The sequence below is a fragment of the Maricurvus nonylphenolicus genome (assembly GCF_042854845.1).
Classification (GTDB): domain Bacteria; phylum Pseudomonadota; class Gammaproteobacteria; order Pseudomonadales; family Cellvibrionaceae; genus Maricurvus; species Maricurvus nonylphenolicus.
Genome location: NZ_AP031498.1, coordinates 2,966,868 through 2,991,465 on the forward strand (window position 1 = coordinate 2,966,868; position 24,598 = coordinate 2,991,465).

At 49.3% G+C, this 24,598-nt stretch carries 22 protein-coding genes and 4 tRNA genes; 9 read left to right on the forward strand and 17 right to left on the reverse strand.

Annotation, left to right across the window (positions count from 1 at the left end):
* Window positions 1–89: 89 nt before the first annotated feature.
* The 8 genes from clpP to ACGHZ6_RS13010 all read right to left on the reverse strand — a co-directional run bounded on the left by clpP (window position 90) and on the right by ACGHZ6_RS13010 (window position 9,267).
* A complete protein-coding gene (gene clpP / locus ACGHZ6_RS12975; protein ID WP_390614389.1) occupies window positions 90–728 on the reverse strand; it encodes an ATP-dependent Clp endopeptidase proteolytic subunit ClpP in 639 nt (212 codons plus the stop codon).
* Window positions 729–948: 220 nt separating this feature from the next.
* Window positions 949–2,268, reverse strand: a complete 1,320-nt coding sequence (gene tig, locus ACGHZ6_RS12980; protein WP_390614390.1) for a trigger factor — start codon at window positions 2,266–2,268, stop codon at window positions 949–951.
* 63 nt (window positions 2,269–2,331) lie between these two features.
* Window positions 2,332–2,416: transfer RNA gene (locus tag ACGHZ6_RS12985), tRNA-Leu, on the reverse strand.
* Window positions 2,417–2,647: 231 nt separating this feature from the next.
* The gene (locus ACGHZ6_RS12990; RefSeq protein ID WP_390614391.1) at window positions 2,648–3,550 is read right to left on the reverse strand and encodes a TraB/GumN family protein; all 903 of its coding nucleotides are present in this window, start codon (window positions 3,548–3,550) and stop codon (window positions 2,648–2,650) included.
* A 15-nt stretch (window positions 3,551–3,565) separates the two neighbouring features.
* Window positions 3,566–4,936, reverse strand: coding sequence for a hypothetical protein (locus tag ACGHZ6_RS12995; protein ID WP_390614392.1), 1,371 nt, complete (start codon window positions 4,934–4,936; stop codon window positions 3,566–3,568).
* Between the two features lie 201 nt (window positions 4,937–5,137).
* Window positions 5,138–6,313, reverse strand: coding sequence for an acetyl-CoA C-acyltransferase FadA (gene fadA / locus ACGHZ6_RS13000; protein ID WP_390614393.1), 1,176 nt, complete (start codon window positions 6,311–6,313; stop codon window positions 5,138–5,140).
* A 32-nt stretch (window positions 6,314–6,345) separates the two neighbouring features.
* Window positions 6,346–8,496: a fatty acid oxidation complex subunit alpha FadB gene (gene fadB / locus ACGHZ6_RS13005; protein WP_390614394.1), complete on the reverse strand. Its 2,151-nt coding sequence runs from the start codon at window positions 8,494–8,496 to the stop codon at window positions 6,346–6,348.
* A 267-nt stretch (window positions 8,497–8,763) separates the two neighbouring features.
* Window positions 8,764–9,267: a helix-turn-helix domain-containing protein gene (locus ACGHZ6_RS13010; protein ID WP_390614395.1), complete on the reverse strand. Its 504-nt coding sequence runs from the start codon at window positions 9,265–9,267 to the stop codon at window positions 8,764–8,766.
* A gap of 158 nt (window positions 9,268–9,425) precedes the next feature.
* On the opposite strand from ACGHZ6_RS13010, the gene ACGHZ6_RS13015 reads away from it, so the two are divergent.
* The gene (locus tag ACGHZ6_RS13015) at window positions 9,426–10,433 is read left to right on the forward strand and encodes a GlxA family transcriptional regulator (RefSeq protein WP_390614396.1); all 1,008 of its coding nucleotides are present in this window, start codon (window positions 9,426–9,428) and stop codon (window positions 10,431–10,433) included.
* On the opposite strand, the gene ACGHZ6_RS13020 is transcribed toward ACGHZ6_RS13015, so the two are convergent.
* Window positions 10,430–11,101 carry a class I SAM-dependent methyltransferase gene (locus ACGHZ6_RS13020; RefSeq protein WP_390614397.1) on the reverse strand — a complete coding sequence of 224 codons (672 nt, stop codon included), beginning with the start codon at window positions 11,099–11,101 and terminating at the stop codon, window positions 10,430–10,432. The two genes, ACGHZ6_RS13015 and ACGHZ6_RS13020, sit on opposite strands and share 4 nt — an antisense overlap.
* Before the next feature lie 119 nt (window positions 11,102–11,220).
* Between ACGHZ6_RS13020 and ACGHZ6_RS13025 the strand changes: the two genes are divergently transcribed.
* Window positions 11,221–13,275: a hypothetical protein gene (locus ACGHZ6_RS13025; protein WP_390614398.1), complete on the forward strand. Its 2,055-nt coding sequence runs from the start codon at window positions 11,221–11,223 to the stop codon at window positions 13,273–13,275.
* A gap of 66 nt (window positions 13,276–13,341) precedes the next feature.
* On the opposite strand, the gene ACGHZ6_RS13030 is transcribed toward ACGHZ6_RS13025, so the two are convergent.
* A complete protein-coding gene (locus tag ACGHZ6_RS13030; protein ID WP_390614399.1) occupies window positions 13,342–13,800 on the reverse strand; it encodes an Hsp20 family protein in 459 nt (152 codons plus the stop codon).
* A gap of 194 nt (window positions 13,801–13,994) precedes the next feature.
* On the opposite strand from ACGHZ6_RS13030, the gene thpR reads away from it, so the two are divergent.
* Window positions 13,995–14,546, forward strand: a complete 552-nt coding sequence (gene thpR, locus ACGHZ6_RS13035) for an RNA 2',3'-cyclic phosphodiesterase (protein WP_390614400.1) — start codon at window positions 13,995–13,997, stop codon at window positions 14,544–14,546.
* Window positions 14,547–14,559: 13 nt separating this feature from the next.
* Here the strand turns inward: thpR and ACGHZ6_RS13040 are convergent, their stop codons facing one another.
* Both ACGHZ6_RS13040 and ACGHZ6_RS13045 read right to left on the reverse strand, forming a co-directional pair.
* On the reverse strand, window positions 14,560–15,516 hold the full coding sequence (locus ACGHZ6_RS13040) for a TIGR01777 family oxidoreductase (RefSeq protein WP_390614401.1): 957 nt from the start codon (window positions 15,514–15,516) through the stop codon (window positions 14,560–14,562).
* 54 nt (window positions 15,517–15,570) lie between these two features.
* A complete protein-coding gene (locus ACGHZ6_RS13045; RefSeq protein ID WP_390614402.1) occupies window positions 15,571–16,587 on the reverse strand; it encodes a hypothetical protein in 1,017 nt (338 codons plus the stop codon).
* Window positions 16,588–16,802: 215 nt separating this feature from the next.
* Between ACGHZ6_RS13045 and ACGHZ6_RS13050 the strand changes: the two genes are divergently transcribed.
* From ACGHZ6_RS13050 to ACGHZ6_RS13060, 3 genes are all read left to right on the forward strand, one after another.
* On the forward strand, window positions 16,803–17,234 hold the full coding sequence (locus ACGHZ6_RS13050) for a universal stress protein (RefSeq protein ID WP_390614403.1): 432 nt from the start codon (window positions 16,803–16,805) through the stop codon (window positions 17,232–17,234).
* A gap of 287 nt (window positions 17,235–17,521) precedes the next feature.
* Window positions 17,522–17,839, forward strand: a complete 318-nt coding sequence (locus ACGHZ6_RS13055; protein WP_390614404.1) for an HPF/RaiA family ribosome-associated protein — start codon at window positions 17,522–17,524, stop codon at window positions 17,837–17,839.
* Window positions 17,840–18,006: 167 nt separating this feature from the next.
* Entirely contained in the window at window positions 18,007–18,459 is a 453-nt protein-coding gene (locus ACGHZ6_RS13060) for a hypothetical protein (protein ID WP_390614405.1), read from the forward strand.
* Window positions 18,460–18,483: 24 nt separating this feature from the next.
* On the opposite strand, the gene ACGHZ6_RS13065 is transcribed toward ACGHZ6_RS13060, so the two are convergent.
* Window positions 18,484–19,611 (reverse strand): aminotransferase class V-fold PLP-dependent enzyme, encoded by a 1,128-nt coding sequence (locus ACGHZ6_RS13065; protein ID WP_390614406.1) that lies wholly within the window; start codon window positions 19,609–19,611, stop codon window positions 18,484–18,486.
* 146 nt (window positions 19,612–19,757) lie between these two features.
* On the opposite strand from ACGHZ6_RS13065, the gene ACGHZ6_RS13070 reads away from it, so the two are divergent.
* Window positions 19,758–21,014, forward strand: a complete 1,257-nt coding sequence (locus tag ACGHZ6_RS13070) for a valine--pyruvate transaminase (RefSeq protein ID WP_390614407.1) — start codon at window positions 19,758–19,760, stop codon at window positions 21,012–21,014.
* A 16-nt stretch (window positions 21,015–21,030) separates the two neighbouring features.
* Here ACGHZ6_RS13070 and hppD read toward each other — a convergent pair whose 3' ends face one another.
* The 4 genes from hppD to ACGHZ6_RS13090 form a co-directional block, all read right to left on the reverse strand.
* On the reverse strand, window positions 21,031–22,188 hold the full coding sequence (gene hppD, locus ACGHZ6_RS13075; protein WP_390614408.1) for a 4-hydroxyphenylpyruvate dioxygenase: 1,158 nt from the start codon (window positions 22,186–22,188) through the stop codon (window positions 21,031–21,033).
* Between the two features lie 115 nt (window positions 22,189–22,303).
* A tRNA-His gene (locus ACGHZ6_RS13080) sits at window positions 22,304–22,379 on the reverse strand.
* Window positions 22,380–22,406: 27 nt separating this feature from the next.
* Window positions 22,407–22,483: transfer RNA gene (locus ACGHZ6_RS13085), tRNA-Arg, on the reverse strand.
* Window positions 22,484–22,559: 76 nt separating this feature from the next.
* Window positions 22,560–22,636, reverse strand: a tRNA-Pro gene (locus ACGHZ6_RS13090).
* A 292-nt stretch (window positions 22,637–22,928) separates the two neighbouring features.
* On the opposite strand from ACGHZ6_RS13090, the gene folD reads away from it, so the two are divergent.
* Window positions 22,929–23,774 carry a bifunctional methylenetetrahydrofolate dehydrogenase/methenyltetrahydrofolate cyclohydrolase FolD gene (folD, locus tag ACGHZ6_RS13095; RefSeq protein ID WP_390614409.1) on the forward strand — a complete coding sequence of 282 codons (846 nt, stop codon included), beginning with the start codon at window positions 22,929–22,931 and terminating at the stop codon, window positions 23,772–23,774.
* 45 nt (window positions 23,775–23,819) lie between these two features.
* A complete protein-coding gene (gene truC, locus ACGHZ6_RS13100) occupies window positions 23,820–24,578 on the forward strand; it encodes a tRNA pseudouridine(65) synthase TruC (RefSeq protein WP_390614410.1) in 759 nt (252 codons plus the stop codon).
* Window positions 24,579–24,598 lie beyond the last annotated feature (20 nt).

Below are 24,598 nucleotides of genomic sequence, written 5' to 3' on the forward strand. Positions count from 1 at the left end.
ACATTGACTGATATACAGCCAATTATTGGAAACCTTGCCAAAACCTGTACAAAAAGCCAGCAATTTAAGCGCCAGATGGGCCGAGAGCCCTAGTCTCCAGCCGAACGATGGCTCAATACGGCGTCAATCAGACCGTATTCCTTCGACTCTTCGGCACTCATAAAGTTGTCTCTTTCTGTATCTTCGGCAATTTTTGCCACATCTTGACCGGTATGGAAGGCCATAATCTCATTCAGGCGCTCACGGGTCTTGAGGATCTCCTGAGCGTGGATATGGATATCGGTCGCCTGTCCCTGCGCACCACCGCTTGGCTGGTGAATCATGGTACGGGCATTGGGTGTGCAATAACGCTTGCCTTTGGCGCCGGCAGTTAGCAGAAAGGCTCCCATGCTACAGGCCTGACCAATGCACATGGTGCTCACATCAGGCTTTATAAACTGCATGGTGTCATAGATAGACATACCGGCGGTAACAGAGCCGCCAGGGGAATTAATGTAAAGATGAATGTCCTTGTCAGGGTTTTCCGCCTCCAGGAACAGCAGCTGTGCTACTACCAGATTGGCCATATGATCTTCTACGGGACCCACCAGGAAAATTACCCGCTCTTTTAAGAGTCGCGAGTAGATGTCGAAAGAACGCTCACCGCGAGCAGTCTGCTCGATAACCATTGGCACCAGGCCGGTGTTGACGATCTCACTTGAGTGGGAGGAAAAATCGATTTTCGCCATGTCGTTGTTATTTCCTTTTTCGACAAAACTAAACCCCAAGGCTTAGCAAAAAATTAGCAATATAAATAATCAAACTGTTAGCCATCAATGACTTTAGCCCGGCAAGAGCCTGACAAGTAACTTTGAGCTTAACCTGAGTAACGGGTGAATGCCAACAGAGAGATGAAAATGAGGGGGAAAATGCCGCGAAACGGACGTTTCGCGGCGAAAGATTGATCAATTATTCTGCTTCTTGAGCAGGCTTGATCACTTCTTCATAGGTGCTGTCTTGCTCAGTAACTTTGGCAGCTTCCAGAACATGATCAACAACCTGATCTTCCAGAACTACAGACTCTACACTGGCCAGCATTTCACGGTTGTTGTAGTAGTAGTTAACAACCTCTTCTGGATCCTGATAGGTAGAAGCCATTTCTTCAACCATACCGCGAACGCGATCAGCATCAACTTTCAGATCAGAGGCTTTAACAATCTCGCCAACAATCAGACCCAGGCTTACGCGACGCTCAGCTTGCTCGGTGAACATTTCATCCGGAAGCAGAGAAGTCATGTCCATACCTTCAGGCATTTGACCACCGAACTGCTGCATCATTTGACCACGTAGAGCTTCAACTTCGCCAGCGATCAAAGCTTTTGGCAGGTCCAGCTCATGGGCGCCAATCAGTGCATCCATAACCTGGTTTTTCAACTTGGATTTAGCGGCGTTTTTCAGCTCGCGCTCCATGTTAGCTTTAACATCTTCACGGAACTTGGCTTCGCCACCGTCTTCTACACCAAACTTGGCGAAGAATTCGTCATTCAGTTCTGGCAGTTTTTGCTCAGAAACGGTGTTAACTTTTACGTTAAACTCTACCGCAGCGCCTTTCAGCTCTTCGGCGTGGTAATCTTCAGGGAAGCTCAGCGCCAGAGTTTTCTCTTCGCCGGCTTTCAGACCAACAATGCCGTCTTCGAAACCAGGAATCATGGAGTTAGAACCCAGCACCAGGTTTTGGCCTTCGGCTTTACCACCGGCAAACTCTTCACCGTCTTTGGTACCAACGTAATCGATGTTTACCTGATTGCCGTCAGCAGCAGCGGCATCAACTTCTTCGTAAGTTGCCTGCTGCTTTTGCAGAGTCTCAACCATGGTATCAACGTCAGCATCGTTCACTTCAGCATTCAGCTTGGTGATTTCGAAACCGGCAAAGTCACCCAGAGAAACTTCTGGATACACTTCGAAGGTTGCAACGAATTCGATGTCTTTACCTTCAGCCATTTCTTTTGGCTCGATAGAAGGCTGGCCAGCTGGCTTAACATCTTCTTTCTGTACCGCTTCGTAGAAAGAGCGGCTCATTACTTCACCCAGCACTTCCTGACGAACACCGGCACCATATTGCTGCTTAACAACCTTTACAGGCACCTTGCCCTTACGGAAGCCGTTCATACGGATGGTTTTAGCAGCCTGCTGAAGACGTTTTTCTACTTCAGTTTCGACTTGCTCAGCGGGAATACCAACCGTCATACGACGCTCTAAACCGGAAGTCGTCTCAATGGAAACCTGCATGATGTTCCTCGTGAATCAGGATAAGGAGCGATTAACGCTCTTGTGTAGATGATTAATGGAAAATGGTGCGGACGGAGAGACTTGAACTCTCACACCATAAGATACTAGAACCTAAATCTAGCGCGTCTACCAATTCCGCCACGTCCGCAAATTCTGTTTCTGGCCAATTCTTATTTTGAGCCCTATATGAGGCTTTGTAAATCAGCCCCTCAAATCACCTAAGCCATTGATTTTAATCGGCATTTTCTGGCTTTTTGAGGCCTCAGCTATATGAGGGGTGCTGATTTTGCCACAGACCCCATAGAGGTTCAACCTTATCGTTCCATTCAATATAGAAATTACAAATAAAAGCCTGGGGTTTGATTATGGTTTGAACGATTTATAGCTGTTCGACCTGAAATCCGAGCGCCCGTAACTGCTTAACCAAGCCATCCTGGCCGATCATATGACCAACACCGACAACCACAAATGCCTCGCGCCCCACTTTCAGTAGCTCAGTTACCGACGCCAGCATACGTCGGTTACGCTCAGCGAAAATAACCTCGTACATCGCCTGAGCCGCATCCGCATCACTAAAAGCACCGATGATCAATTTCTCCAGCTGTACCTTATCACCCTGCTCCCAGGCCTCAGCTATCTGCCGAAGGTAATCACCACCAGACTCATACTCATCCAGCGTCTGCCGCAAAAACAGCACCTGCTCCTGCTGGGATAAGCCGGCAAAAATACTTAACTGGGATTGCAGGGATTCCAACTCCACAATCGGCTTCAAGAAATCTTCACGCTTGGCCAAACCCAGGAAATAACGATCAACGCCATAGGCCTCTGAATAACCAGAAGCTCGCATTTGTATGGCCGTCAACTGTATCGCGGCGAGCCAAGGCTGCAAATGCTGAAAACGCTCGGCGCTAATCCCCTGTCGCTGACAGATATCCTGAAAGCGCAACCAATCATCACCCTCCAACAGCGATGACAGCTTTTCCCCGTTGTTATTGTGCCCATACTTCGACAATAACGCGGACATTTCATCTGACTGAGACGCCAGCAAATCAACTTCCACCACCAGAGATTCCGCATCCTGATAGCGCGACATAACATTGTCAGGCAAGGGATACATACTGCTTTGACCGAAGTGAATCGAGCCAAATAAATAAACACTTCGCTGGTTAGCGCTATCACTAACGCGCCACAACAATGGATCAGCCTGGGTAAAACTTGAGACAATAACGACTGAAGCAACAATCAACCAGTAACCTAAAAACGACCCTGTACCGCGATTCATTTTTCAGCGCCTTGATTATGCTTCAGACTCAGCGCCCAAAGACGCGCTCTGGTCAGAAACTTTAGGTATAGAGATAAGCACAATTGCCGGCTCTTTATCCGACGGATTGACTATTCGAGAGACAAGCCCATTAGGCATCATGACAGCCTGCTCGGCGGTGAGCGTAACATCATTAATGAGCACACCAGCACTCAAGCTCATCAACAAACTGTAAGCACAGGCCTTTTCAAAACGGTATTGAGACTGCGGAGCCAGCGTTAAACGCAGCACAGTAAAATCATCAAAATCGACAATTTCTTCAAGACAGGTATGGGTATCAGTATGTAATTCACGTAGCGGCGCCGCTACAGGTGCCTCTACATCCATAATATCAACTGCGGCCTGTGTATCCCAATGAGTCTGGGTTAACACCTTCTGAGCAAAAGATAAAATCTTGCGTTCATAGACCGGCGTTTGGAACTCAACGGTTCTCACCCCATGCATCAATGAGTGAGGGGTATAGCAAGGCACCTTAACCACATCACCTAAAGACAAGGGTTTAACCGCAACAAAGGCATCCATGGCAGTTCGGGTTTGCTTTTCTTTTTCCAGCAACGCCTGAGGAATATCTTGTAACCAAAGTTTTTGTTGTGACGCTGAAACCGGAGCATTCAACGCAACACCGTCACGTTTACGCAAATCATCAATCAGGTCGTCGATGTCTTTTCGAACTGCCCGATAAGCATTTACTTTATTAAGGTAAGCCTGCTTGAAACTATCCGCCGAATCATACTCGGATCGCTTTGCTTCTTTAAAACCGAAACGTATACCACCCTCAGCACTTGGCCAAGCAGCTTCATCGATGTTGGTTACCACATAAACTTCCTGCTTTTCCTCGTGCAATTCGAAATACAAATCACCATAGATAGGCTCAGGAAGTGGGTCGAGAATTTTGAGTAGATTAATCTGGTGCTGCTGCCCTTGAACCCAGTACTGGGGAGCAACAGCCATCAACCATGGCAGAGGAACACTGCGGCCCTGAGCCGCCACCAAAGACTGGCCACGCTCCTCAATACCGGTATACCAAATTTCCTGCCCCCAAGGTTTAGGAATTGCGATCGGGGTTAACACAATAGGGCTGCTGGCAATAAACCAAGGCCAACCAACCAGCGCACACCAGCCCTCAATTGCCTGAGGGTTGGCATCAAGCGTATGCAGCTCGGCAAGAATATTTTCACTAGGCTCGCCTACAGTAGCACTTAACTGCAACTGTCCCGCGTTATTAGCCACGACCACTACAGCCAATAAAGACACTTCTGGCTGATCAGGCAGGTAATACTGCTGAAAAGCAAACTGAAGCCCCAAGCAGACAGACTCACCCTCAGCCAAAGACTGAAAGTGCTGCACAATACTCAGCTCGGGATAGTCAACACGTAAGACAGGTATCAACGGTGGGCCTAATAGCTCGAAAATAAAGCGGCAAGTTTAACAGAAATCAAAAGTGACCAAAAACCCCATATATTGGGCTAAAAGCTCTGGACACAAAAAAGCCAGGGCAAGCCCTGGCTTTTTCATAGGCAGACTGGTTAAGCGTTAGACACGCTCAACCTATACCCGCTCAACAATGGTTGTAATACCCTGCCCCAGACCAATACACATGGTGGATATACCCAGGGTAGCATCCTTCTGCTCCATCACATTCAGCAATGAACCAGTGATACGCACACCAGAACAGCCAAATGGGTGGCCCAAGGCAATCGCACCACCGTGCAGGTTAACCTTAGACTCCATGTCTTCCAGAAGCTCCAGATCTTTAAGGACCGGCAGAGCCTGGGCAGCAAAAGCTTCGTTTAGCTCAACCACCTCAATATCCTTAATGGACAGACCCGCTTTCTCCAGCGCTTTTTGCGTTGAAGGCACAGGACCATAACCCATAATGGAAGGATCAACACCTGCCAGCGTCATGGTACGCACTTTAGCCAGCGGCTTCAGTCCCAGCGCCGCAGCACGCTCAGCTGACATCACCAGCATCACAGAACCACCATCGGAAACCTGCGAAGAGCTACCGGCAGTCACAGTACCGTTAACGGGATCAAATACAGGGCGCAATTGAGACAGACCTTCAACCGTTGTTTCCGGACGAATAGTTTCGTCACGAGTCACCATAATCGGTGCACCGTCAGCATCATGACCGACAACTGGAATAATTTCGCGGGCAAACTTGCCGCTCTCAGTCGCTTCGTGGGCAAGACGGTGAGAACGAGCAGACAATTCATCCATCTGCTGACGCTCAATGCCGTGCATCTTGGCCAGGAATTCAGCGGTCATACCCATGCTACCTGCAGCCTTGGCAACAGAAAGCCCCATGATTGGGTTAGGGTTTACGCCTTCATTCATGTTGATGTGACCCATATGCTCCACACCACCGACCAGATAAACATCACCCACACCCGCCATCACATTGGCAGCAGCAGTGTGCAGCGCGGACATGGAAGATCCGCACAAACGGTTAACGGTTTGACCAGGAATGGTATGTGGTAAACCAGCGCGCAGAATAACCATACGGGCAATATTCATTGCCTGCTCATCACGCTGCATGACACAACCCCAGATCACGTCATCAATTTCTTCCGGGTTTAGCTTCTCGTTACGAGCCAATAGACCATTAATAATGGTTGCACTGATATCGTCAGCACGCACATTGCGGAAACAGCCATTTTTAGAACGGCCCATGGCGCTGCGAGCGTAGTCAACGATCACAGCATCTCTTGGATTCAAGCTCACAATATTTCTCCTTAATCCGATTCAGACCGCCCTTAGGCGTAGTATTTTTTGCCGCTAGCGGCCATTTCACGCTGGGCTTCAGTCGCTTCAAACAGCTTGCCCTGATCAACGTGCTTGTCTGCCATCTCAACAAACTTGTCGAGACCGATGCTGTCAATCCAGCGGAAAACACCACCGCGGAACGCAGGGAAGCCCAGACCGTAGATTAGAGACATATCGGCTTCAGCCGCTGAGTCAACAATGCCCTCTTCCAGGCAGCGCGCCAGCTCAGTCGCCATTGGCACCATGCAGCGAGCAATGATTTCTTCTTCAGAGAATTCACGACGCTCTGCCACATGTGGCTTAAGCAGATCGTAAGACTCTTCAGTAACAGTTTTCTTAGGCTTACCTTTTTTATCCGGCTCGTAGTTGTAGAAACCCTTACTGTTTTTCTGACCGTAACGATCAGCTTCAAACATAATGTCGGTAGCCGCCTTGAAGTTCTTGCCCATACGCTCCGGGAAGCCTTCAGCCATAACCTCTTCGGCGTGAACACCGGTATCAATACCTACGACATCCAACAGGTAAGCCGGGCCCATTGGCCAGCCCCATTTTTCCATCACCTTATCGATTTGCTGGAAGTCGGCACCGTCACGAACCAGGCCAGAGAAACCAGCAAAATAAGGGAACAGAACACGGTTAACCAGGAACCCTGGACAGTCATTTACTACAATCGCTTTCTTACCCATGGCATTAGCGTAAGCCACGGTGCGCGCGATAGCGGTATCAGAGGTTTTCTCACCGCGAATAACTTCAACCAGCGGCATGGCATGTACCGGGTTAAAGAAGTGCATACCACAGAAGTTTTCTGGACGCTCCAGCGCTTCTGCGAGGTAGCTGATAGAGATGGTAGATGTATTGGAAGCGATAACGGTATCAGCAGAAACCTTCTTCTCTACATCAGCCAATACAGCGTGTTTAACTTTCGGGTTTTCAACAACGGCTTCAACTACAACATCAATTGAATCAAAACCGTCGTAGGACAAGGTTGGCTCAATGCTGCTCAGAATTGCGCCCATCTTGGCTGGCGCCATACGTCCACGGGCAACGCGCTTGGACAACAGCTTGCTGGCCTCATTCATACCCAGATCGATACCCGCCTGAGCGATATCTTTCATTTTTACAGGCGTGCCTTTAAGGGCCGACTGGTAAGCAATACCGCCACCCATAATACCAGCACCCAAAACCGCACCGCGCTCAACTTTCTTGTCGGCTTTTTTCTCCCAGCCTTTGGCCTTTTTCGCCAACAACTGATCACTGAGGAAAATACCTACAAGTGATTGTGCCGCTTCGGTTTGTACAACTTTTACAAAACCTTCAGTTTCCAGCGCCAGTGCAGCATCGCGATCTTTGTCAGCGGCCTTCTGCATGGCTTTAACTGCAGTTACAGGTGCAGGCATATTTTTACCTGCTTGGGCACCAACAAACGCTTTAGAGGTTTCGAAGGCCATGGTGGCTTCGATAAAGTTATGCTTCAGTGGTGCTTTTTTCTGGGCACGACGGGCTTGATAGTCGAACTCACCAGAAATACATTTTTGCAGGGTTTGCAGTGCAGCATCGCGCAGTTTTTCTGGCTCAACCACACCATCAACAACACCAGCAGCCAAAGCGGCAGCAGCTTTCTGCTGTTTACCGGAAGCAATCCATTCAATAGCAGTATCAACACCGGCAACACGTGGAAGACGAACGGTGCCACCCCAGCCAGGAATCAGTCCCAGTTTTACTTCTGGCAAACCGACCTGAGCAACAGTACTCATTACGCGATAGTCACAGGCCAGACAGAACTCCAGGCCGCCACCCAGGGCAAAACCATTAATGGCAACTACCACTGGTGCCTTCAAATCTTCCAGACGGTTGTTGTTTTCGTTGTTCTTGCCAATATGAGCACTGATTTGATCAGCAGGTGCACCAAATAAAGGTACAAACTCGTTAATATCAGCACCGACAACAAATACAGGCTTGCTGCTGGTCGCCAATACGCCATTCAAGCCTTCTGTTGCTTCCAAAGCTGAAATAGCCTCGGACAACTCAGCCACAGTCGCTGAATTGAATACGTTAACTGAACCACCCTGGGCATCAAAATTGAGCTCCGCGATGCCTGCATCAAGCATTTGCACCGTAATGGCATTGCCTTTAAATATCATCTTCGACCTCATCTCTTCACGGATGTAAACCTGGACTCTACATCTCGAATATTGTCGTCATCACTGGCCGCAACCGGCATGACAGCGTGTTGAACTAAGCGTCGGCACGGCATTCAGCCTGCCACCCTACGTCAAAGCAGCGGCAGTATAGCCGTTCAAACAGGCGTTTGAATAGACCGTAAACACAGAAATTCACAACCCCGTAGGGTTATAGCAGAAAAGTGCGTACTTTTTATGCAGCACAATGAGATAAGCGAGACAGTAAGGCTAAAGGTGGTAGCTGGAGGTCCTTAAAGCAGCATAAACCCAGACCGCATCATCGGTTAAAGGGTCGACACGGAAAGGGGTATTGCGGTCCATCCCCACTCGATCACCGGCAGACTGTTCCAGAGTTTGATTACAGGTATTGATACAGACCCGGCCACCGACGACTAATACCTGGGCAGGACCAGGAGTAATAAAGACGCCATTTTCCGACTCTGTATTGAAAAGATGGAGATCTATATGCTGTTCATCGAAAACGCCCTGCTGATCTTCCTTACCATAGGTGTGCAGCGTGGTATCAATAACATTGACGTTGAGAAACTGCTGCACAGTCATGGGAAATCCCGCCAGCACTTTTTCCAAAGAACTTACCGAAGGACTGGACTTGCCATGCTCAATGACAGAAATAGCGCTATTGGGCACACCCGCCCTCTTGGCCAGCTCACGCTGAGATATTCCGTATAGCTCCCTTAATGCCAACAATCGGCGACCTACATTCTCGGCCATAATCCATTTCCTTAGCTTGTAATGCATCCTGTGAGATGGACTACATAATTGATCAAGCCACAGAAAAAGTCCATGGGTAAACTTTTTGCCATTATAGCCAGGAAATCTGCCATAATAGCCATTTACATTTTAGCCACCGATCAATAAAGTCAGCCTTAATGCCCACAGCCTCGCAAACCATCACCATCACTTTTGTTCTGTGCCCACAAATGCTGACCACCAGCACTACCCTGCCTATCGAAATGATTCAGGCGGCCATGAGCAGTGCCAGAGCCAAAGACCGTCAAGCCAGCCGCATCCGCATCCAGACGGCCGCACCGACCAAAGATGGCGTACAAACCCGCTCCGGATTTGTCTTGCAGCCAGAATACTCGCTTGATGAGATTGAAGAGACCGATGTGATCTACCTGCCCGCCCTGTGGCGCAACCCTAGACCCATCATCAACCGCAACCAAGCACTTATAGACTGGATCCGCAAACACTATGAGAAAGGCTGCACCCTGGCTGCCGTGGGCACCGGTTGCTGCTTCCTGGCTGAAGCAGGATTGTTAGACGGTAAACCGGCAACCACACACTGGCACTACTTTGATCAGTTCCAACGGGATTACCCGCAGGTGCAGTTAAAGCGCCAGTACTTTATTACCCAGGCGGGCAACCTCTACTGTGCTGCCAGCGTTAACGCTCTGGCAGACCTGACGGTTTATTTTATGCAGCGCCTGTATGGCAAGGCAGTCGCCACTCAGGTTGAGCGAAATTTCTCCCATGAAATTCGCCGCTCCTATGAATCCTCGAGTTTTCTGGAAGACCGCCCCACCAACCATCCTGATGAGGATATTATTCAGGCTCAGATGTGGCTGCAGGACAACTATGGCCGCGATATTTTATTGAAAGAAGTCGCCGCACGTTTTGATATGAGCGTCAGGAGCTTTAACCGTCGCTTTAAAGCCGCACTCGGTAAAACGCCTTTGCAGTATTTGCAGGAAATCCGCATCGAGAATGCCAAAGACCTGTTAAAGACCAGTAACCTGTCGATCAGTGAAATTGCCTATCGTGTGGGTTACCAGGATATGAGCCACTTTACCGGTTTGTTCAAAAAGTTTTTGGCGGTAACGCCGAGCGAGTACCGAACCACGGTAAGAGCCAAACTCTTTTCTGCCAAGGTTTAATCAGGTGCTTGCTTGGTTAAGAAGACCACATCTTTATCGATAAAATCGAGTTTTGCCTGCCACCGTTTGGACAGCCATTTAAATGTCCGATCCGCAAAAAAAACAATATGGGTAGGGTCGTTTTTGTAGTGCCAGTTTTTAAAGGCCGCCTGATCAATGACACGCTTGGTCATTATGGCTAATACACCACCGGCTTTTAGTTGCTTCCACAACCTGTCGAGGGCCTCTAACGGCTGCCCCAAATGCTCAACTACCTCGGTCGCGGTAATAAAATCGTAGCGCTGATCAAGCACACACTGATCAGGAAAATAGAAAAGATCATACTTGGCACAATGATGCCCCGCTTCTTCCAGCATCAAGGCTAAAGCAGGCCCCGGTCCACAGCCATAATCCAATCCCTGAGCTGCAGCAGGCACCCTTTGCAGGAGTGGCGTCAACAGGCGCGATAAAAAGCGTCGATAACCCGCATCCTGTACATCATTTTCGTGAAGATCGTACTCGGCCTTTTCTTCAGCGGGAGACAAATGATAATGCGTCGGTACAAATACCACTGCACATTGGTGACAAGCATAATAGGCACGACGCCGATCCTCAGACCAGAAGTAGATATCCGTGCTGGCACAGCAAGGGCATGTCATTGTTGACAGGTAGTCGGGATATTTCGGCATCTAAAACAACACTAGTAGCTGATTAGCTGCAGTTTAACACGATTGCCAAAATGACATGCGCCCCTTAAGATTTGCAGCATCATAATAAAGGCACAAGCCACACAAAATGGATAGCTGATATGGATACGTCTCAAATAGAATGGCTTATGGGCGCGTGCTTTATTGCGATTTATGCCTATCGGCGCTACAACACACCAGCCAGCAATCGCAGCTCAACCACTTTCTTTCGCTTTAATGCCTATTATCTGCTCTACCTGAGTTGCTTACTTGCCCTTTATGGCTTTGTTGGATCCGTGTTACGGACATCACCGGAATTATTAAGTTACTTCTACCAGTTCGCACTGGGACTGCCTGGGCAGGTAAACATCCCCGACAATATCAAAGGCTTAACCGGCCCTATGGTTACAGCACTAGCCCTGACCACCCTATTGCCTAACCTGCCATTACTGGCCCGGTTGGATAAAAAACTACTGATCACATTTTGGGATCTGGGTCATATACCAGGCAAAGTCATTCGTCAGGGTGCCCACCTGCGTCGCTCCATTTTTAATATCAGCAGCGCCATGCAGCGTGATATCCAAAATCTCGCCGCCGAACACGGCATTGCAGGAGATACACTAAGCTTTGAGGAACACGATTCCCTTAACTATGAATGGACCCGCCTGGCAGCTCTCCAACTCAGCCTCACACCCTGGATCTCTGCCGAAAACCCGCGCTACTACCGCTTTTATCAAGCGCACCAGAATATCTATGATGATTTGCAGGTAAGCTTTATCGCGCTGACCAAACGTACTGCCAACTATTTTCAGCAACTAACCGATGCCAGCGATCACAAAGACTCATCTCAAGTAGATAAGCCTCATCAAACCCAAGCGCTACTCAATGAAATTGAACACCACCTGCGAGAAGAGCATAAGCGCCTTACCAAAGGCTTCACCGAGTTTATTGCCCGTGGAGTGTTTGCTTGCGAATTTACCGCCAAGAGCCGTCACGACGTACTACTCAATATGGGATTTGATGATGGCGCCGTGGTGGACGAGCAGATTACCACCAACCAGTTCCTGTCCCTGATGGGCGTACTGACGCTGGCCTTTTGTGGCATTTCAATGATCGAAACCTATCGCATTGGCACAGAATTACAGTGGTCCTCCCTGTGGTTCAACACCCTTATGATGACCACCTGTTATGGCATGGCCGCACTGTGCGGTTTATTTCCAAAAGGATTTTGGTATCCGCACGAATACCGTAAAACCCGCCCACACAATATTTATCTGCTCTCAGCACTATTGGCAACCTTTGCCAGCTTAATTGCCACGATCACCCTACGCTATATGCATGCATCAATATCCTATGACGGGCCCGCTGACCTGGCCAAACTGGCTCAATCCATCCTCTGGTCCTACCCATACCTATTACAGTCCTTCGCGCTAGCACTGGGGACAGCGTGGATTGCCGATAATCACAGCCACATTACAGGGCCAACACCTAAGAGAGAGCGCACAATCGATACGGTCGCCATGACCATCATCATGGTGGTAGCGAGCTTTATTTGTTTTGCCTGGCTTGAAGGTATGGGCCCATTTGAAGGCACGCGAGATCTTGCCTATCGGCATTATCCCCATGAGGGATGGTATATCGCGTGTTTCTGGTTTGTATTCAAGGGCGGTATCGTCGGCGCGATTATTGGCTACCTCGTGCCCTTCTGGTTCCACAGCAATCGCACCAAAACGCCAATACAACAACTGTACTGCTTTATTCGTTTTAATCGTGATCGCATTACCCGTGAAAACCAGCCCCTCAACCAGGGTGAGCTGTTAAATGCGATCATGATCAGCGCCAGCCGAGTGGCCGCCGCCGATGCAAGAATCTGCCAAGTGGAGAAAGATATTCTGCGGCTATTCCTTTACCAATTGGAATCCCTGCATGTAGCAGACTTCACCATTGATAATGCCATGAATACGTTTGATGAAATGTGCCACATTAAACAACAGGACACTGAGGCATTCGATCGCCTAGCGGAAGAAAAATTATTGCCGCTAGTAGGCCGTGAGATACTTTCCGAACTGATGGTGCATTTAGGCAATGCTATCGCACTGGGGGATCACAGTATTAAGGGCTCAGAGCAAGAAGCGATTAACTGGCTAAGTGAGCAGCTGGACACCAGGCTTTCATAACAACAAACGGGGTCTGACCCACTGGGCCAGACCCCGCATTTAAATAATACTTAAGTTAGATAACCCTTAAGCGGCGTTTTGCTTTTTTGCCTCCAGCAAATCACCTGAATTGATTTGAATGGTGCGCGGCTTCATCGCCTCGGGAATTTCGCGCACCAGATCAATATGCAACAGGCCATTTTCCAAACTCGCATTTTCGACGCGAACATGGTCTGCCAACTGAAAACGACGTTCAAAATTACGTGCTGCAATTCCTTGGTGCAAGAACTGACGCTCGGTTGTATCCTCACCTTTTTTGCCACTGACTGTTAGCGTATTTTGCTCCGTCTCAATCGACAACTCAGCATCACCAAAACCTGCAACAGCCATACTGATGCGATACTGGTCTTCACCGGTTAATTCAATGTTGTACGGGGGGTAGCTAGGCTGGTTTTGTTCCGCGCGGCTAAGGTTATCCAGCATATTGGCCATACGATCAAAACCAATAGCAGAACGGTACAGAGGGGAAAAATCAAAATTACGCATAACAATATCCTCAAATGAGCAATATAGGTGTAGGCTTGTCTTACGACCAAACCGATTAGTGATCTACAGCAGATCAATAGTTATTTGTGAACTCCTCAATCGAGCAAGCTCACCCTATATCTGAGGTCACTCAAGATAATTTCAAGGGATTAAAAATAAATTTTTAATCCCCAAGCGGAAATAAAAAAATAACAATGCCTGTTATTCGCGCCTTTATTGGCCTTGGAATTACCACAACGATAAACCAGCGCCTGGATCAGGATTGCCAACAGCTGCGCAACCGCTTGGGCAAAGACCACCATGATCGGGTTCGCTGGATTCGACCTCAAAACCGCCACATTACGCTGTTATTTCTGGGGGATACACCTCTGCAGGCGTGTCTTGAACACTGGCAGAGATTGACCGAACATCCTTTGCATCCCCCCAGCACCTGCCAATTTGATCAAATCAGTCATTTCCCCGATGCCAAGTCCCGCATCATAGCCCTGACTGAATCAACACCCTCTGGCTTGCTGACGCCACTCAAACAAGCGGTAGACCAAATATTTTCAAACCTGCTTGAAAAACCAGACGGGAAAAACTTCAAACCCCATATAACCCTGGCGCGCATCCGCAACCCCTGGCATTTTGATTTTCCGCCAATCGACGTGGATTATCAGCTACAGATCAAGTCACTCGGGCTCTTTCAAAGCCATCTAACCCCGGTGGGGAGCAACTACCAATTACTGAAAGAGCGGCGCTTTTAACAGCTTTCAGCGACTAATCTAACGAGAGACAAGCGTCTAATGCTTGTGCCATGGAGGGATACTTGAATTTAAAACCACTGGCTTCTAACACCGCCGGAATAACGCGCTGACCTGAGAGCAATAGCTCATCCCCCATCTCACCAAACAGGACTTGAACCAGCCAGGCAGGCATTGGTAGCAACGCAGGACGCTCCAGGGCAGTAGCTAACAGCCGTGTAAACTCTTGATTTGTCACTGGCTCCGGTGCTGTGAGGTTAATCGGGCCAGATAAGGTTTTATGGGACAAACAAAACAGTAAAGCCGCAATCAGATCATCGCGATGAATCCAGCTCAGCCATTGTCGGCCATCACCAATCCTTCCCCCAAGCCCCAAACGGAAAGGCAGTAATAGACGCTGCAACATACCTCCCCCCTGCCCCAACACAACCCCCAAGCGCAAACAGCAGACCCGCGCGCCCAAGGATTCAAACTCACTGGCAGCTGACTCCCACTCATAACAGAGGTGATGAGCAAAACCCACTTGATGGCGGGCTTTTTCGTCGAGCAGCTCATCGTTTTGGGCACCGTAGTAACCAATAGCCGAACCACTTAAAAGTAATTCCGGTGGCTTTCTAGTCGAGAAGAAATGCGCCAGTGATTCCGTCACGCCGATGCGACTGGCAAACAACTGCTCCCGGCGCTTGGCGCTCCAGCGCTTATCGGCAATTCCCTCACCGGCAAGGTTGATGACTACCGCTATATCCTCCTGATCAGGTATCTGACGCAAATGATTAATACAGCGCACAGCCTTCGGCAGCAGCAGCCTTGCACGGGGACAATTGCGGGTAAAAACTGTAACGGGGAAGCCCAGCTTGGTCAGGCGATGCACTAAGGGACGGCCTATAAAGCCGGTACCACCGGTAACCAGAATTCTCGGCAGCTGGTGTTTGCTAGCGGATGTGATGGATGGTGACTGAGTATTGATAGTCATAGCTCCCCCCTGACCCCTTCAGTTTAGCAGGATCAGGGGAAAGCAATGTGTCACTTAGATATTATCCAGAAGGGACTTCTTGAACATGACCATGCGTGGACGGGAAGGACGCTTGGCATCGAAAATAAACACGTAGGTTTCGCCGTTATCCGAGGCTGGGATGGTACGACGATACTTGTGCTTACCGATTTCGAAAATCTGCTTACCCTGAGCAACCACCACTTCGGCTCGATACTGGTTTTGCCCCAGGAACTCGAAGTTAACCGGCTTGGTGCGATTACCCTTCAACACAAGACGCTTGAAGATTGGACGACCTGTGGAGCCGTCAGCCAAGAGCTTCTCGAGGCGAGCAACCTCTTTCTGAGCAAACGCCAAGGCTTCTTTGTCCAATTCAGACAACTCAGTCTTGGGTGCAGGCTTAGGAGCCTCAACAACTTTTGGCTTGGGCTGAGGCACTGGCTCAGGCTCAACCACAGGCTTTGGCTTGGCCACAACCGGTGCTGGCTTTTGCGCCTGCTTGGCGGCGTCAGCTTTAGCCTTGGCGTCAGCCAGTTCTCGCTGCTTGGCTTTACGCTCCAGATCTGCACGAACAGTGATAATGCGTTCTTGCTGTTCCTGGATACGGTTTTTATCGTCATCCAGCTGCTCTTGTTGCTCCTGCAGCTGTGCTTGCAGCTCAGCAAGATTACCCTCAACACGCTCCAGGCGCTTGGTACGGGATCTAACACCTCGAGAAGCCATCTTGTGCGAATGAGTAGCTTTTTTCAGTGTGCGATCAGCATCTTGCCCTGGTGTTTTGAGAGCGGTTGCTCGAGCCTCAGCCAGCGCGGCGGCGGCCTCGGCCAACTCCTTCTCGGCGGTGACCAGATCAGCCCGGGCCACCTCAACCTTGTTGGTATAGCCAAAGATCTCATTCTCGATATCTTCAAGCGCAACAAGATGATTTTCATAGGCCTGCTCGTAACGGCTGAGCTTGTCCTGCTCGTCCGAGAGAATACCAGCAGAGGTATGAAGGCTTAGTAAGAGTAAGGTGAGCGGTAATACGTATTTGCTTCTTTTTCTTATTGTCATTGGCTTTCTACTTCGTTTGTTACCCCAATGTGAGCGCCAAGCCTAACGGCCCAACACCGTTATTTCAAGCCCACCCCCTCTAGAATGGGCCTTTCAGGCTATTTTCAAACACTTGAATGGCAGATTTCCGAGATTACCTTCACCACTGTCGTCACTGGAAAGCAACAGCACTTTCGTTACACTGAACTACAAGGACAGGAAATTCGAGAAATGTCATGTACTCAACCATCATCTGTGCCATTGATTTGAGCGATGAGAGTCACCGTGTTGTCGAACTGGCGATTGTGCAAGCCCATGGCGAAACCGAGCGTATTCATTTGGTGCACGCCTGCGAACACCCCATAACGGGCTACGGAGAAAGTACTGGCCGCAATCACCAGGTGACGGAATGTCAGATTCGCCAAGAAGTCTACCCCAGGCTAAAGACTATTGCCGAGCAGCATCAGATAGAGCACGACAATATACATATCCCTTTCGGCAAACCCGCTGATGCCATACATGCGTTGTGCACTGAACTGGAGGGAGACCTGATCGTCGTAGGGAGTCACGGCCACTCTGGCTTGCGGCTATTGCTAGGATCCACGGCCAACAGCGTGATTCACGGCGCCAGCTGTGATGTGTTGACAGTTCGAATCAGGCAAGATTAAAACGGCTAGAAAGGTAATTGTGGTCGGCTAATTCGCTCAACCATAGCACGCAAATTCCAACAGCAAAAGGCTTTTGACGGCTTATTCCACATTTACAAAAAAATTCCAAATAGTGCTTGAAATATTTATTTGCGGCGGCAATATAAAACATAAGGGCGCCCCCTCTTGACCAGATCGGCATCCACTGATGCCAAGGTCAAATTTACTGACGCGGCACTTCATCTGAAGCGCCATCTGTTTGAATAGTGTGTAAACATTAAAGTTTACGCACACGGAGGACCCTTTATATGCGTACAGCCACCAATGTCGTTTACCGCGATCTAGAAACCTCTCCAGCACTGAATAGCACTATCGAGAAAAAGCTGGAAAAACTGTCCCGCTATTCCCAATTCATTCAAAGCAGCAAAGTCACCTTGGACCGCCCTCACCAGCATCACAACAAGGGCAAAGTATTCCGAGCACAAATTGAATTGGACGTGAAAGGACGCCCTATTCTGGTAAGCAACGACAATGAGTCGATTCACCTGGCCGTTAAAGAAGCTTTTAACAGCGCTGAACGCAAGCTCAAAGAAACCAGCTCAATGATTCGTGGGAATCGACATTAAACAAACAGTATCGAAATCTCCTCGTTAGGGCGGTTTAACCGCCCTTTCTTTTACTTGAACTTACAACCTTCAGTTATCTAACTGCTCCCCTTTTAGAAACAACCAATAGAAGTCGCCCCCCTCCTCCCACTGCTATACTCAGCAATAGCCCTGTGAGGAACGCTGTTATGCCTTATAAATACATTCACCAGTACTTATACGTAATCGCTCTCAGCATGTTAGCCATAGTTTCTCACGCACAAGAGACGCCCAAACTACAAACCACCATTATAGAAACTGACTGGCTGGAACCTAAAGCTGGCCACGAAGGTAAAAGCTTTGGCGCAAGAATTGAAAAAGTCGAAAAAGTAGACGAGAAAGATATCACCATCATCTCGGTAGCATTACCAGAGAATATGAAAGAGGATGATATTGAAGAAGTTGTTGTCTTAGGTAAGCCCGATGACATTGATGCAGAGCCTGTACAACTACAGCAACCGCAAAAATTTGAACTTTATAATTCGCCGGAGAAAAACGGCATTATTGTCTATTTACCAAATACCCAGAATTTTGTGCTGCGTATCAATTACTACGAACAAAAACCGGATGTAGAACCCGACCTTACCAGCGATCAAAACTGATCACTGGTAAGCTTCTAACCCAAATTAGAGAACTTTATCGAGTGCCTCTTCCAGGTTCTCAACCGTGCGATCAATATTGCCCAGCTTATCCAAACCAAACAGGCCAATACGGAAGGTTTGGAAATCTTCAGGCTCATCACACTGCAACGGTACACCAGCAGCCACCTGCAAACCTTCTGCCAGGAATTTTTTACCGGTTTGAATATCTGCATCGCGTGTGTAGCTCACCACCACACCTGGCGCCTGGAAGCCGGCGGCAGCAACACTCTTAATGCCCTTTGATTCAAGCATCTGCCTAACTTTTTTCCCTAACTGGATCTGTTGGTCACGTACCTTGTCAAAACCCAATACCTGAGTTTCCTTCATGGTCTCACAGAACTTTTTCAACGCATCCGTAGGCATGGTCGCATGATAGGCATGCCCGCCATTTTCGTAAGCCTGCATAATTTGCAGCCACTTTTTCAGATCACAGGCAAAACTGGTACTGGTCGTATCATCGATACGCGCAAGCGCCTCTTTCCCCATCATCACCAATGCACTACAGGGTGATGCACTCCAACCCTTTTGCGGCGCACTGATCAGAATATCCACACCACAGGCTTGCATATCCACCCACAGCGCACCGGATGCAATGCAATCCAGCACAAACATACCACCTACACTGTGAACAGCATCGGCAACCGCCTTGATATAATCATCCGGTAGCAGCATGCCAGAGGCTGTTTCCACGTGCGGGGCAAATACCATCTCCGGCTTTTCAGCTTTGATCGCAGCCACAACCTTGTCAATTGGAGCTGGTGCCAGCGCGGCCTGAGACCCCTCTTCAACCGCCTCAGCTTTCATCACGGTAATGTCAGAGCTAATACGCCCCATTTCCAGAATTTGGCTCCAACGGAAACTAAACCAGCCATTGCGAATCACCAAGCACTTCTTGTCAGTCGCAAACTGGCGCGCAACAGCTTCCATACCGTAAGTGCCACCACCCGGTACAACGGCAACAGCCTCGGCGTTGTAGACCTGCTTCAGCGTCGATGAAATATCATTCATCACCTGCTGGAAGGATTGCGACATATGGTTCAGTGAGCGGTCAGTAAAAACAACGGAATACTCCAGCAGTCCGCTGGGATCAATATCAGGAAGCAAGCCAGGCATAGGAACTCCTTAAACGGTGATGGCCATTAATGGGCGCCATTATTCATGAAAGCAACACGATTAGCCAATAGTAGCTGATTAAACTTATAACCCCCTCGTCGATGGAGTACACTTCACCTATCAATAGAGAGTCTATCGAGGTTGTAGTGAAGTTATCGGAGTTTGGGGAAAAGTTTGCCGGCCAGTCCGGTATTGTCGAGTTAATGGACGACCTGGGTGCGGCTCTTAACGAAAACCCCGATATGATCTTTATGGGGGGTGGTAACCCTGCCCATCTTCCAGAGGTTGAATCCGTTTTTGAGCAACGCCTACAGGCCATTATGGCCGACCCGCAACAACGCCATAGCCTACTGGGCATTTACCAATCGCCACAGGGCGAAAAATCGTTCCGTGAATCACTGGCGAGCTTTCTACGCAAGCAGTTCGACTGGGCAATCAGTGCCGAGAATATAGCCGTATCCAATGGCAGCCAATCGGCCTTTTTTGTGCTGTTCAACATGTTTGCCGGCACCATGACAGATGGCAGCCATCGCCATATTCATCTGCCTTTAGCCCCGGAGTATCTGGGCTACGCCGACAGCGGCCTTACCCAGGAGCTGTTTAGCGCCACCCGCCCGACCATAGAGCTACTCGACAATAACCAGTTCAAATACCATGTGGACTTTGCCAACCTGAACTTAAGCGATGACGTTGGTGCAATGTGTGTCTCACGACCAACCAACCCAACCGGCAATGTGCTAACCAATGATGAAATTGAACACCTGGACCAACTGGCACAAAAACACGATATCCCACTGATTATCGATGGCGCTTACGGATTACCCTTCCCCAGTATTATCTTTAATGATGTAAAACCGCACTGGAACAGCAATACCATTTTGGCGCTAAGCCTGTCGAAACTTGGCCTTCCCGGTGCTCGTACCGGCATTATCATTGCCCGTGAAAACATCATTCAGGCTTACACCAATGCCAATACCATTTTAAGCCTTGCCTGCGGCAATCTCGGCCCAGCAATAGCCAAAAGCCTGTTTGACGACGGCGAGATTGTCCGCCTTAGCCAAAATCATGTAGCACCGTTTTACCGTGAGCGCGCTCAACAAACCGTGCAATGGTTCAATCAGGCCCTGAAGGATGTCCCCTACCGTATCCACAAACCGGAAGGTGCTATCTTTTTGTGGTTGTGGTTTGAAGGGCTGCCAATTACCAGCCAGGAACTCTATGAGCGACTCAAACGCCGTGGCGTTTTAATTGTGCCTGGACACAACTTCTTTGTCGGCATTAATGATGACTGGGCCCACAAACACGAATGCATTCGTGTTTCCTACGCCCAGGATAGTGACACCGTTCAGCAAGGCGTTCAGATTATTGCCGAAGAAGTATGCAAAGCCTACAGCGAAGCGTAAAAGATAACACCCAGGTCTAGGGCCTGGGTTGATTATCGCCAGAATGGGAAGCTTGGCTTGCGTCTATCACACCACGCGCCAACTGGTCGCGCTCGATAGATTCGAACAGGGCTTTAAAATTTCCCTCGCCGAAACCTTCATCTTTTTTGCGCTGAATAAACTCAAAAAAAACGGGCCCAATCAGGGTTTCAGAAAAGATTTGCAACAGTAACCGCGGATCTTTCTTGCCATCCTCTGTCTGCGTTGCACCATCAATTAAGATACCGCGTTTTTGCAACTCCTCAGTCGGCTCACCATGCTCCGGCAGGCGCTCTTCCAACATCTCGTAATAGGTATCGGGTGGTGGCGTCATAAACGCCAAATCGTTAGCTTTCAACTTATCCCAAGTATCAATTAAGTCGTCACAGGAAAAAGCGATATGCTGAATACCCTCACCGTTGTACTGCAATAAAAACTCTTCGATTTGCCCCCCCTGGGAAGCCTCTTCATTCAAAGGAATACGAATCCGCCCGTCAGGCGCAGTCATGGCTTTGGAGCGCAAACCGGTGTATTCACCTTTAATATCGAAATAGCGAATTTCCTTAAAGTTAAATAAGCGCTCATAGAAATCAGCCCAAAACGCCATACGCCCACGATAAACATTGTGCGTCAGATGATCGATATGGGTTAGTCCGCAACCCTTGGGATGGCGATCAACCCCCTCAATAAAATTGAAATCAATATCGTAGATAGATGATCCCTCTTCATACCGATCAATAAGGTACAAGGGGGCGCCGCCTATCCCTTTGATCGCCGGTAAACGCAACTCCATTGGCCCCACTGGCACATCGAGAGGCTGCGCGCCCAACTCCAATGCCCGGTTATAGGCCTTGTGGGCATCCTTTACCCTAAAGGCCATACCGCAGGCTGAGGGGCCGTGCTCTTCCGCAAAATAGGCCGCCAGACTGTGCGGCTCACGATTAACGATAAAATTGATATCTCCCTGACGATAGAGATCAACATCCTTGGAGCGGTGATGCGCCACCAAGGAAAAACCCAGGGTTTCAAATAGACTGCCCAGCCTGCAGGGAGAATCCGCCATGGCGGGAACCGCAAACTCAACGAACTCAAAGCCATCAAGGCCCATGGGGTTGTCGAGACCGGCAATTGCCGTATCAGATAGTGCTTTAGCCATGAAAACACCTCATAGAAATCACTTTCTATAAGTATAGTCAGCATGAAATCAGCGGATGAGACAGTAAAATGACAATAAAAAAAGCCCGTAAGTCAAAGACTTACGGGCTTTTGTATGGGGTGGATGATGGGACTTGAACCCACGACGACCGGAATCACAATCCGGGGCTCTACCAACTGAGCTACACCCACCATAGATCGTTTGCCGTTAGGCGGAAATGGCACGCCCGGCAGGACTCGAACCTGCGACCATCCGCTTAGAAGGCGGATGCTCTATCCAGCTGAGCTACGGGCGCTTTGCTTATCACCTTGTGAAAGGTAATTCTTTAGAGCCCTAGACTCTCAGCCTTCCTAGGCTCGAATTCGAAATAGTGGTCGGAGTGGAGGGATTCGAACCCCCGACCCTCTGGTCCCAAACCAGATGCGCTACCAAGCTGCGCTACACTCCGACTTGTTCTGAACCGCGTTTACCGCTGCGGCTTCAGTGGGTGCGCATAATACCTATGCCCCCTACCCTCGTCAACACATTCCTAAAAAAAACTTTTTTTAATGCCAGCAAGCACTTAGCGCACCATCCTGGATTAAAGATCAACCAACAGAAACCTCTGTTCGAAGCTCGATCTACTGCCCTTAATGGCACTCAAAGCCATATCTGCTTATTGGCTGAAACTGCCAGCTATGCGAAAATGCGCGCCTTAATTCTTACCTTCATTATAGTTAACCGAACCAGGGATAACCGATATGTCCGCACTGATTCTGGATGGCAAGGCGCTTGCCCAGAAAACCGAAGAAGAACTCTCTACCCGCGTAGCTGCGCTGAAAGAGAAAAGCGGTGGCCAGACCCCAATCTTGGCCACAATCCTGGTTGGCGGCGATCCCGCATCGGCCACCTACGTGAAAATGAAAGGTAATGCCTGCACCCGCATCGGTATGGACTCCATGAAGGTAGAACTTCCAGAAGAAACCACTACTGAAGAGCTGCTGGCCAAGATCGAAGAGCTGAATGCCAACCCGAATGTGCACGGCATTCTGCTGCAACACCCTGTACCTGCCCAGATCGACGAGCGCGCCTGTTTTGACGCCATCGCCCTGGAAAAGGACGTAGACGGCGTAACCTGCCTGGGCTTTGGCCGCATGAGCATGGGCGAAGAAGCCTACGGCTGCGCCACCCCTAAAGGCATTATGCGCCTGCTGGAAGCCTATGACATTGAGCTTGAAGGCAAGCACGCGGTTGTCGTTGGCCGCAGCCCTATTCTGGGTAAGCCAATGGCCCTGATGCTGCTGAATGCCAATGCTACCGTAACCATCTGCCACTCCCGCACTCAAAACCTGCCAGACATCATCAAGCAGGCTGACGTGATTGTTGGTGCCGTAGGTAAGCCTGAATTCATTAAAGCTGACTGGATCAAAGACGGTGCCGTTGTGGTTGATGCCGGCTACCACCCAGGCGGTGTAGGCGACATTGAGCTGGAGCCACTGAAAGAACGCGCCAGCGCCCTGACCCCGGTTCCAGGTGGTGTAGGCCCAATGACCATTAACACCCTGATTTATCAGTCAGTTGATTCTGGCGAGAAGAAAATCGGTTAATGCTACAGGTCTCCAGCACATCGCTGGAGACCAACTCCCTACCTTATGTCAGACACCTTAACCGAAACCCTACCCATACTCTTTCAAGACGAACACCTCGTCGCCATCAATAAACCCACTGCCCTTCTGGTTCATCGCAGCGAAATTGATCGCCATGAAACCCGCTTCGCCCTGCAACTGGTTCGCGATCAAATTGGCCAGCGTGTTTATCCGTTACACCGCCTCGATAAGCCCACCTCCGGCGTACTGCTATTTGCCTTATCACCAGAAATAGCCAAAGCCATGGGCGAACAATTTACAACTAACCAGATACGCAAACAGTATATTGCTGTGGTGAGAGGTTATGCCCCTGAAAACGGCATTATTGATCACGCGCTAAAAGAAGAGCTGGATAAATACACCGACAAAAAAGCACGCCTAAACAATCCACCCAAAGAGGCTGTCACCCACTTTCAAAGACTCGCCACTGTTGAGCTGGATGTAGAAATCGAACGTTACCCCCAGAGCCGCTACTCATTGGTACAATGCCAACCGCAAACTGGGCGCAAACATCAAATACGCCGACATATGAAACATATCAGCCACCCCATTATTGGCGATGCCAAACACGGTAAAGGCGTACATAACCGCTATTTCAAACAACATTTGGATGCAGGCCGTTTATTACTGCATGCCTCGCAACTGACATTCAACCATCCAGTCAACGGCGAAGGCATTACGCTTAACGCCCCCATCGATGATACACTGCGGCAATTGTTTCAACGCTTTAACTGGCTGCATTCATTACCAAAAGAATGGCAGTAGCTCTTTTTTACAAGCTATCA

Bases quoted from the DNA above. Each gene is read 5' to 3' on its own strand.
- clpP (WP_390614389.1), bottom strand. From the start codon at position 728: ATGGCGAAAATCGATTTTTCCTCCCACTCAAGTGAGATCGTCAACACC.
- tig (WP_390614390.1), bottom strand. From the start codon at position 2,268: ATGCAGGTTTCCATTGAGACGACTTCCGGTTTAGAGCGTCGTATGACG.
- ACGHZ6_RS12990 (WP_390614391.1), bottom strand. From the start codon at position 3,550: ATGAATCGCGGTACAGGGTCGTTTTTAGGTTACTGGTTGATTGTTGCT.
- fadB (WP_390614394.1), bottom strand. From the start codon at position 8,496: ATGATATTTAAAGGCAATGCCATTACGGTGCAAATGCTTGATGCAGGC.
- ACGHZ6_RS13010 (WP_390614395.1), bottom strand. From the start codon at position 9,267: ATGGCCGAGAATGTAGGTCGCCGATTGTTGGCATTAAGGGAGCTATAC.
- ACGHZ6_RS13015 (WP_390614396.1), top strand. From the start codon at position 9,426: ATGCCCACAGCCTCGCAAACCATCACCATCACTTTTGTTCTGTGCCCA.
- ACGHZ6_RS13020 (WP_390614397.1), bottom strand. From the start codon at position 11,101: ATGCCGAAATATCCCGACTACCTGTCAACAATGACATGCCCTTGCTGT.
- ACGHZ6_RS13025 (WP_390614398.1), top strand. From the start codon at position 11,221: ATGGATACGTCTCAAATAGAATGGCTTATGGGCGCGTGCTTTATTGCG.
- ACGHZ6_RS13030 (WP_390614399.1), bottom strand. From the start codon at position 13,800: ATGCGTAATTTTGATTTTTCCCCTCTGTACCGTTCTGCTATTGGTTTT.
- thpR (WP_390614400.1), top strand. From the start codon at position 13,995: ATGCCTGTTATTCGCGCCTTTATTGGCCTTGGAATTACCACAACGATA.
- ACGHZ6_RS13040 (WP_390614401.1), bottom strand. From the start codon at position 15,516: ATGACTATCAATACTCAGTCACCATCCATCACATCCGCTAGCAAACAC.
- ACGHZ6_RS13045 (WP_390614402.1), bottom strand. From the start codon at position 16,587: ATGACAATAAGAAAAAGAAGCAAATACGTATTACCGCTCACCTTACTC.
- ACGHZ6_RS13050 (WP_390614403.1), top strand. From the start codon at position 16,803: ATGTACTCAACCATCATCTGTGCCATTGATTTGAGCGATGAGAGTCAC.
- ACGHZ6_RS13055 (WP_390614404.1), top strand. From the start codon at position 17,522: ATGCGTACAGCCACCAATGTCGTTTACCGCGATCTAGAAACCTCTCCA.
- ACGHZ6_RS13060 (WP_390614405.1), top strand. From the start codon at position 18,007: ATGCCTTATAAATACATTCACCAGTACTTATACGTAATCGCTCTCAGC.
- ACGHZ6_RS13065 (WP_390614406.1), bottom strand. From the start codon at position 19,611: ATGCCTGGCTTGCTTCCTGATATTGATCCCAGCGGACTGCTGGAGTAT.
- hppD (WP_390614408.1), bottom strand. From the start codon at position 22,188: ATGGCTAAAGCACTATCTGATACGGCAATTGCCGGTCTCGACAACCCC.
- folD (WP_390614409.1), top strand. From the start codon at position 22,929: ATGTCCGCACTGATTCTGGATGGCAAGGCGCTTGCCCAGAAAACCGAA.
- truC (WP_390614410.1), top strand. From the start codon at position 23,820: ATGTCAGACACCTTAACCGAAACCCTACCCATACTCTTTCAAGACGAA.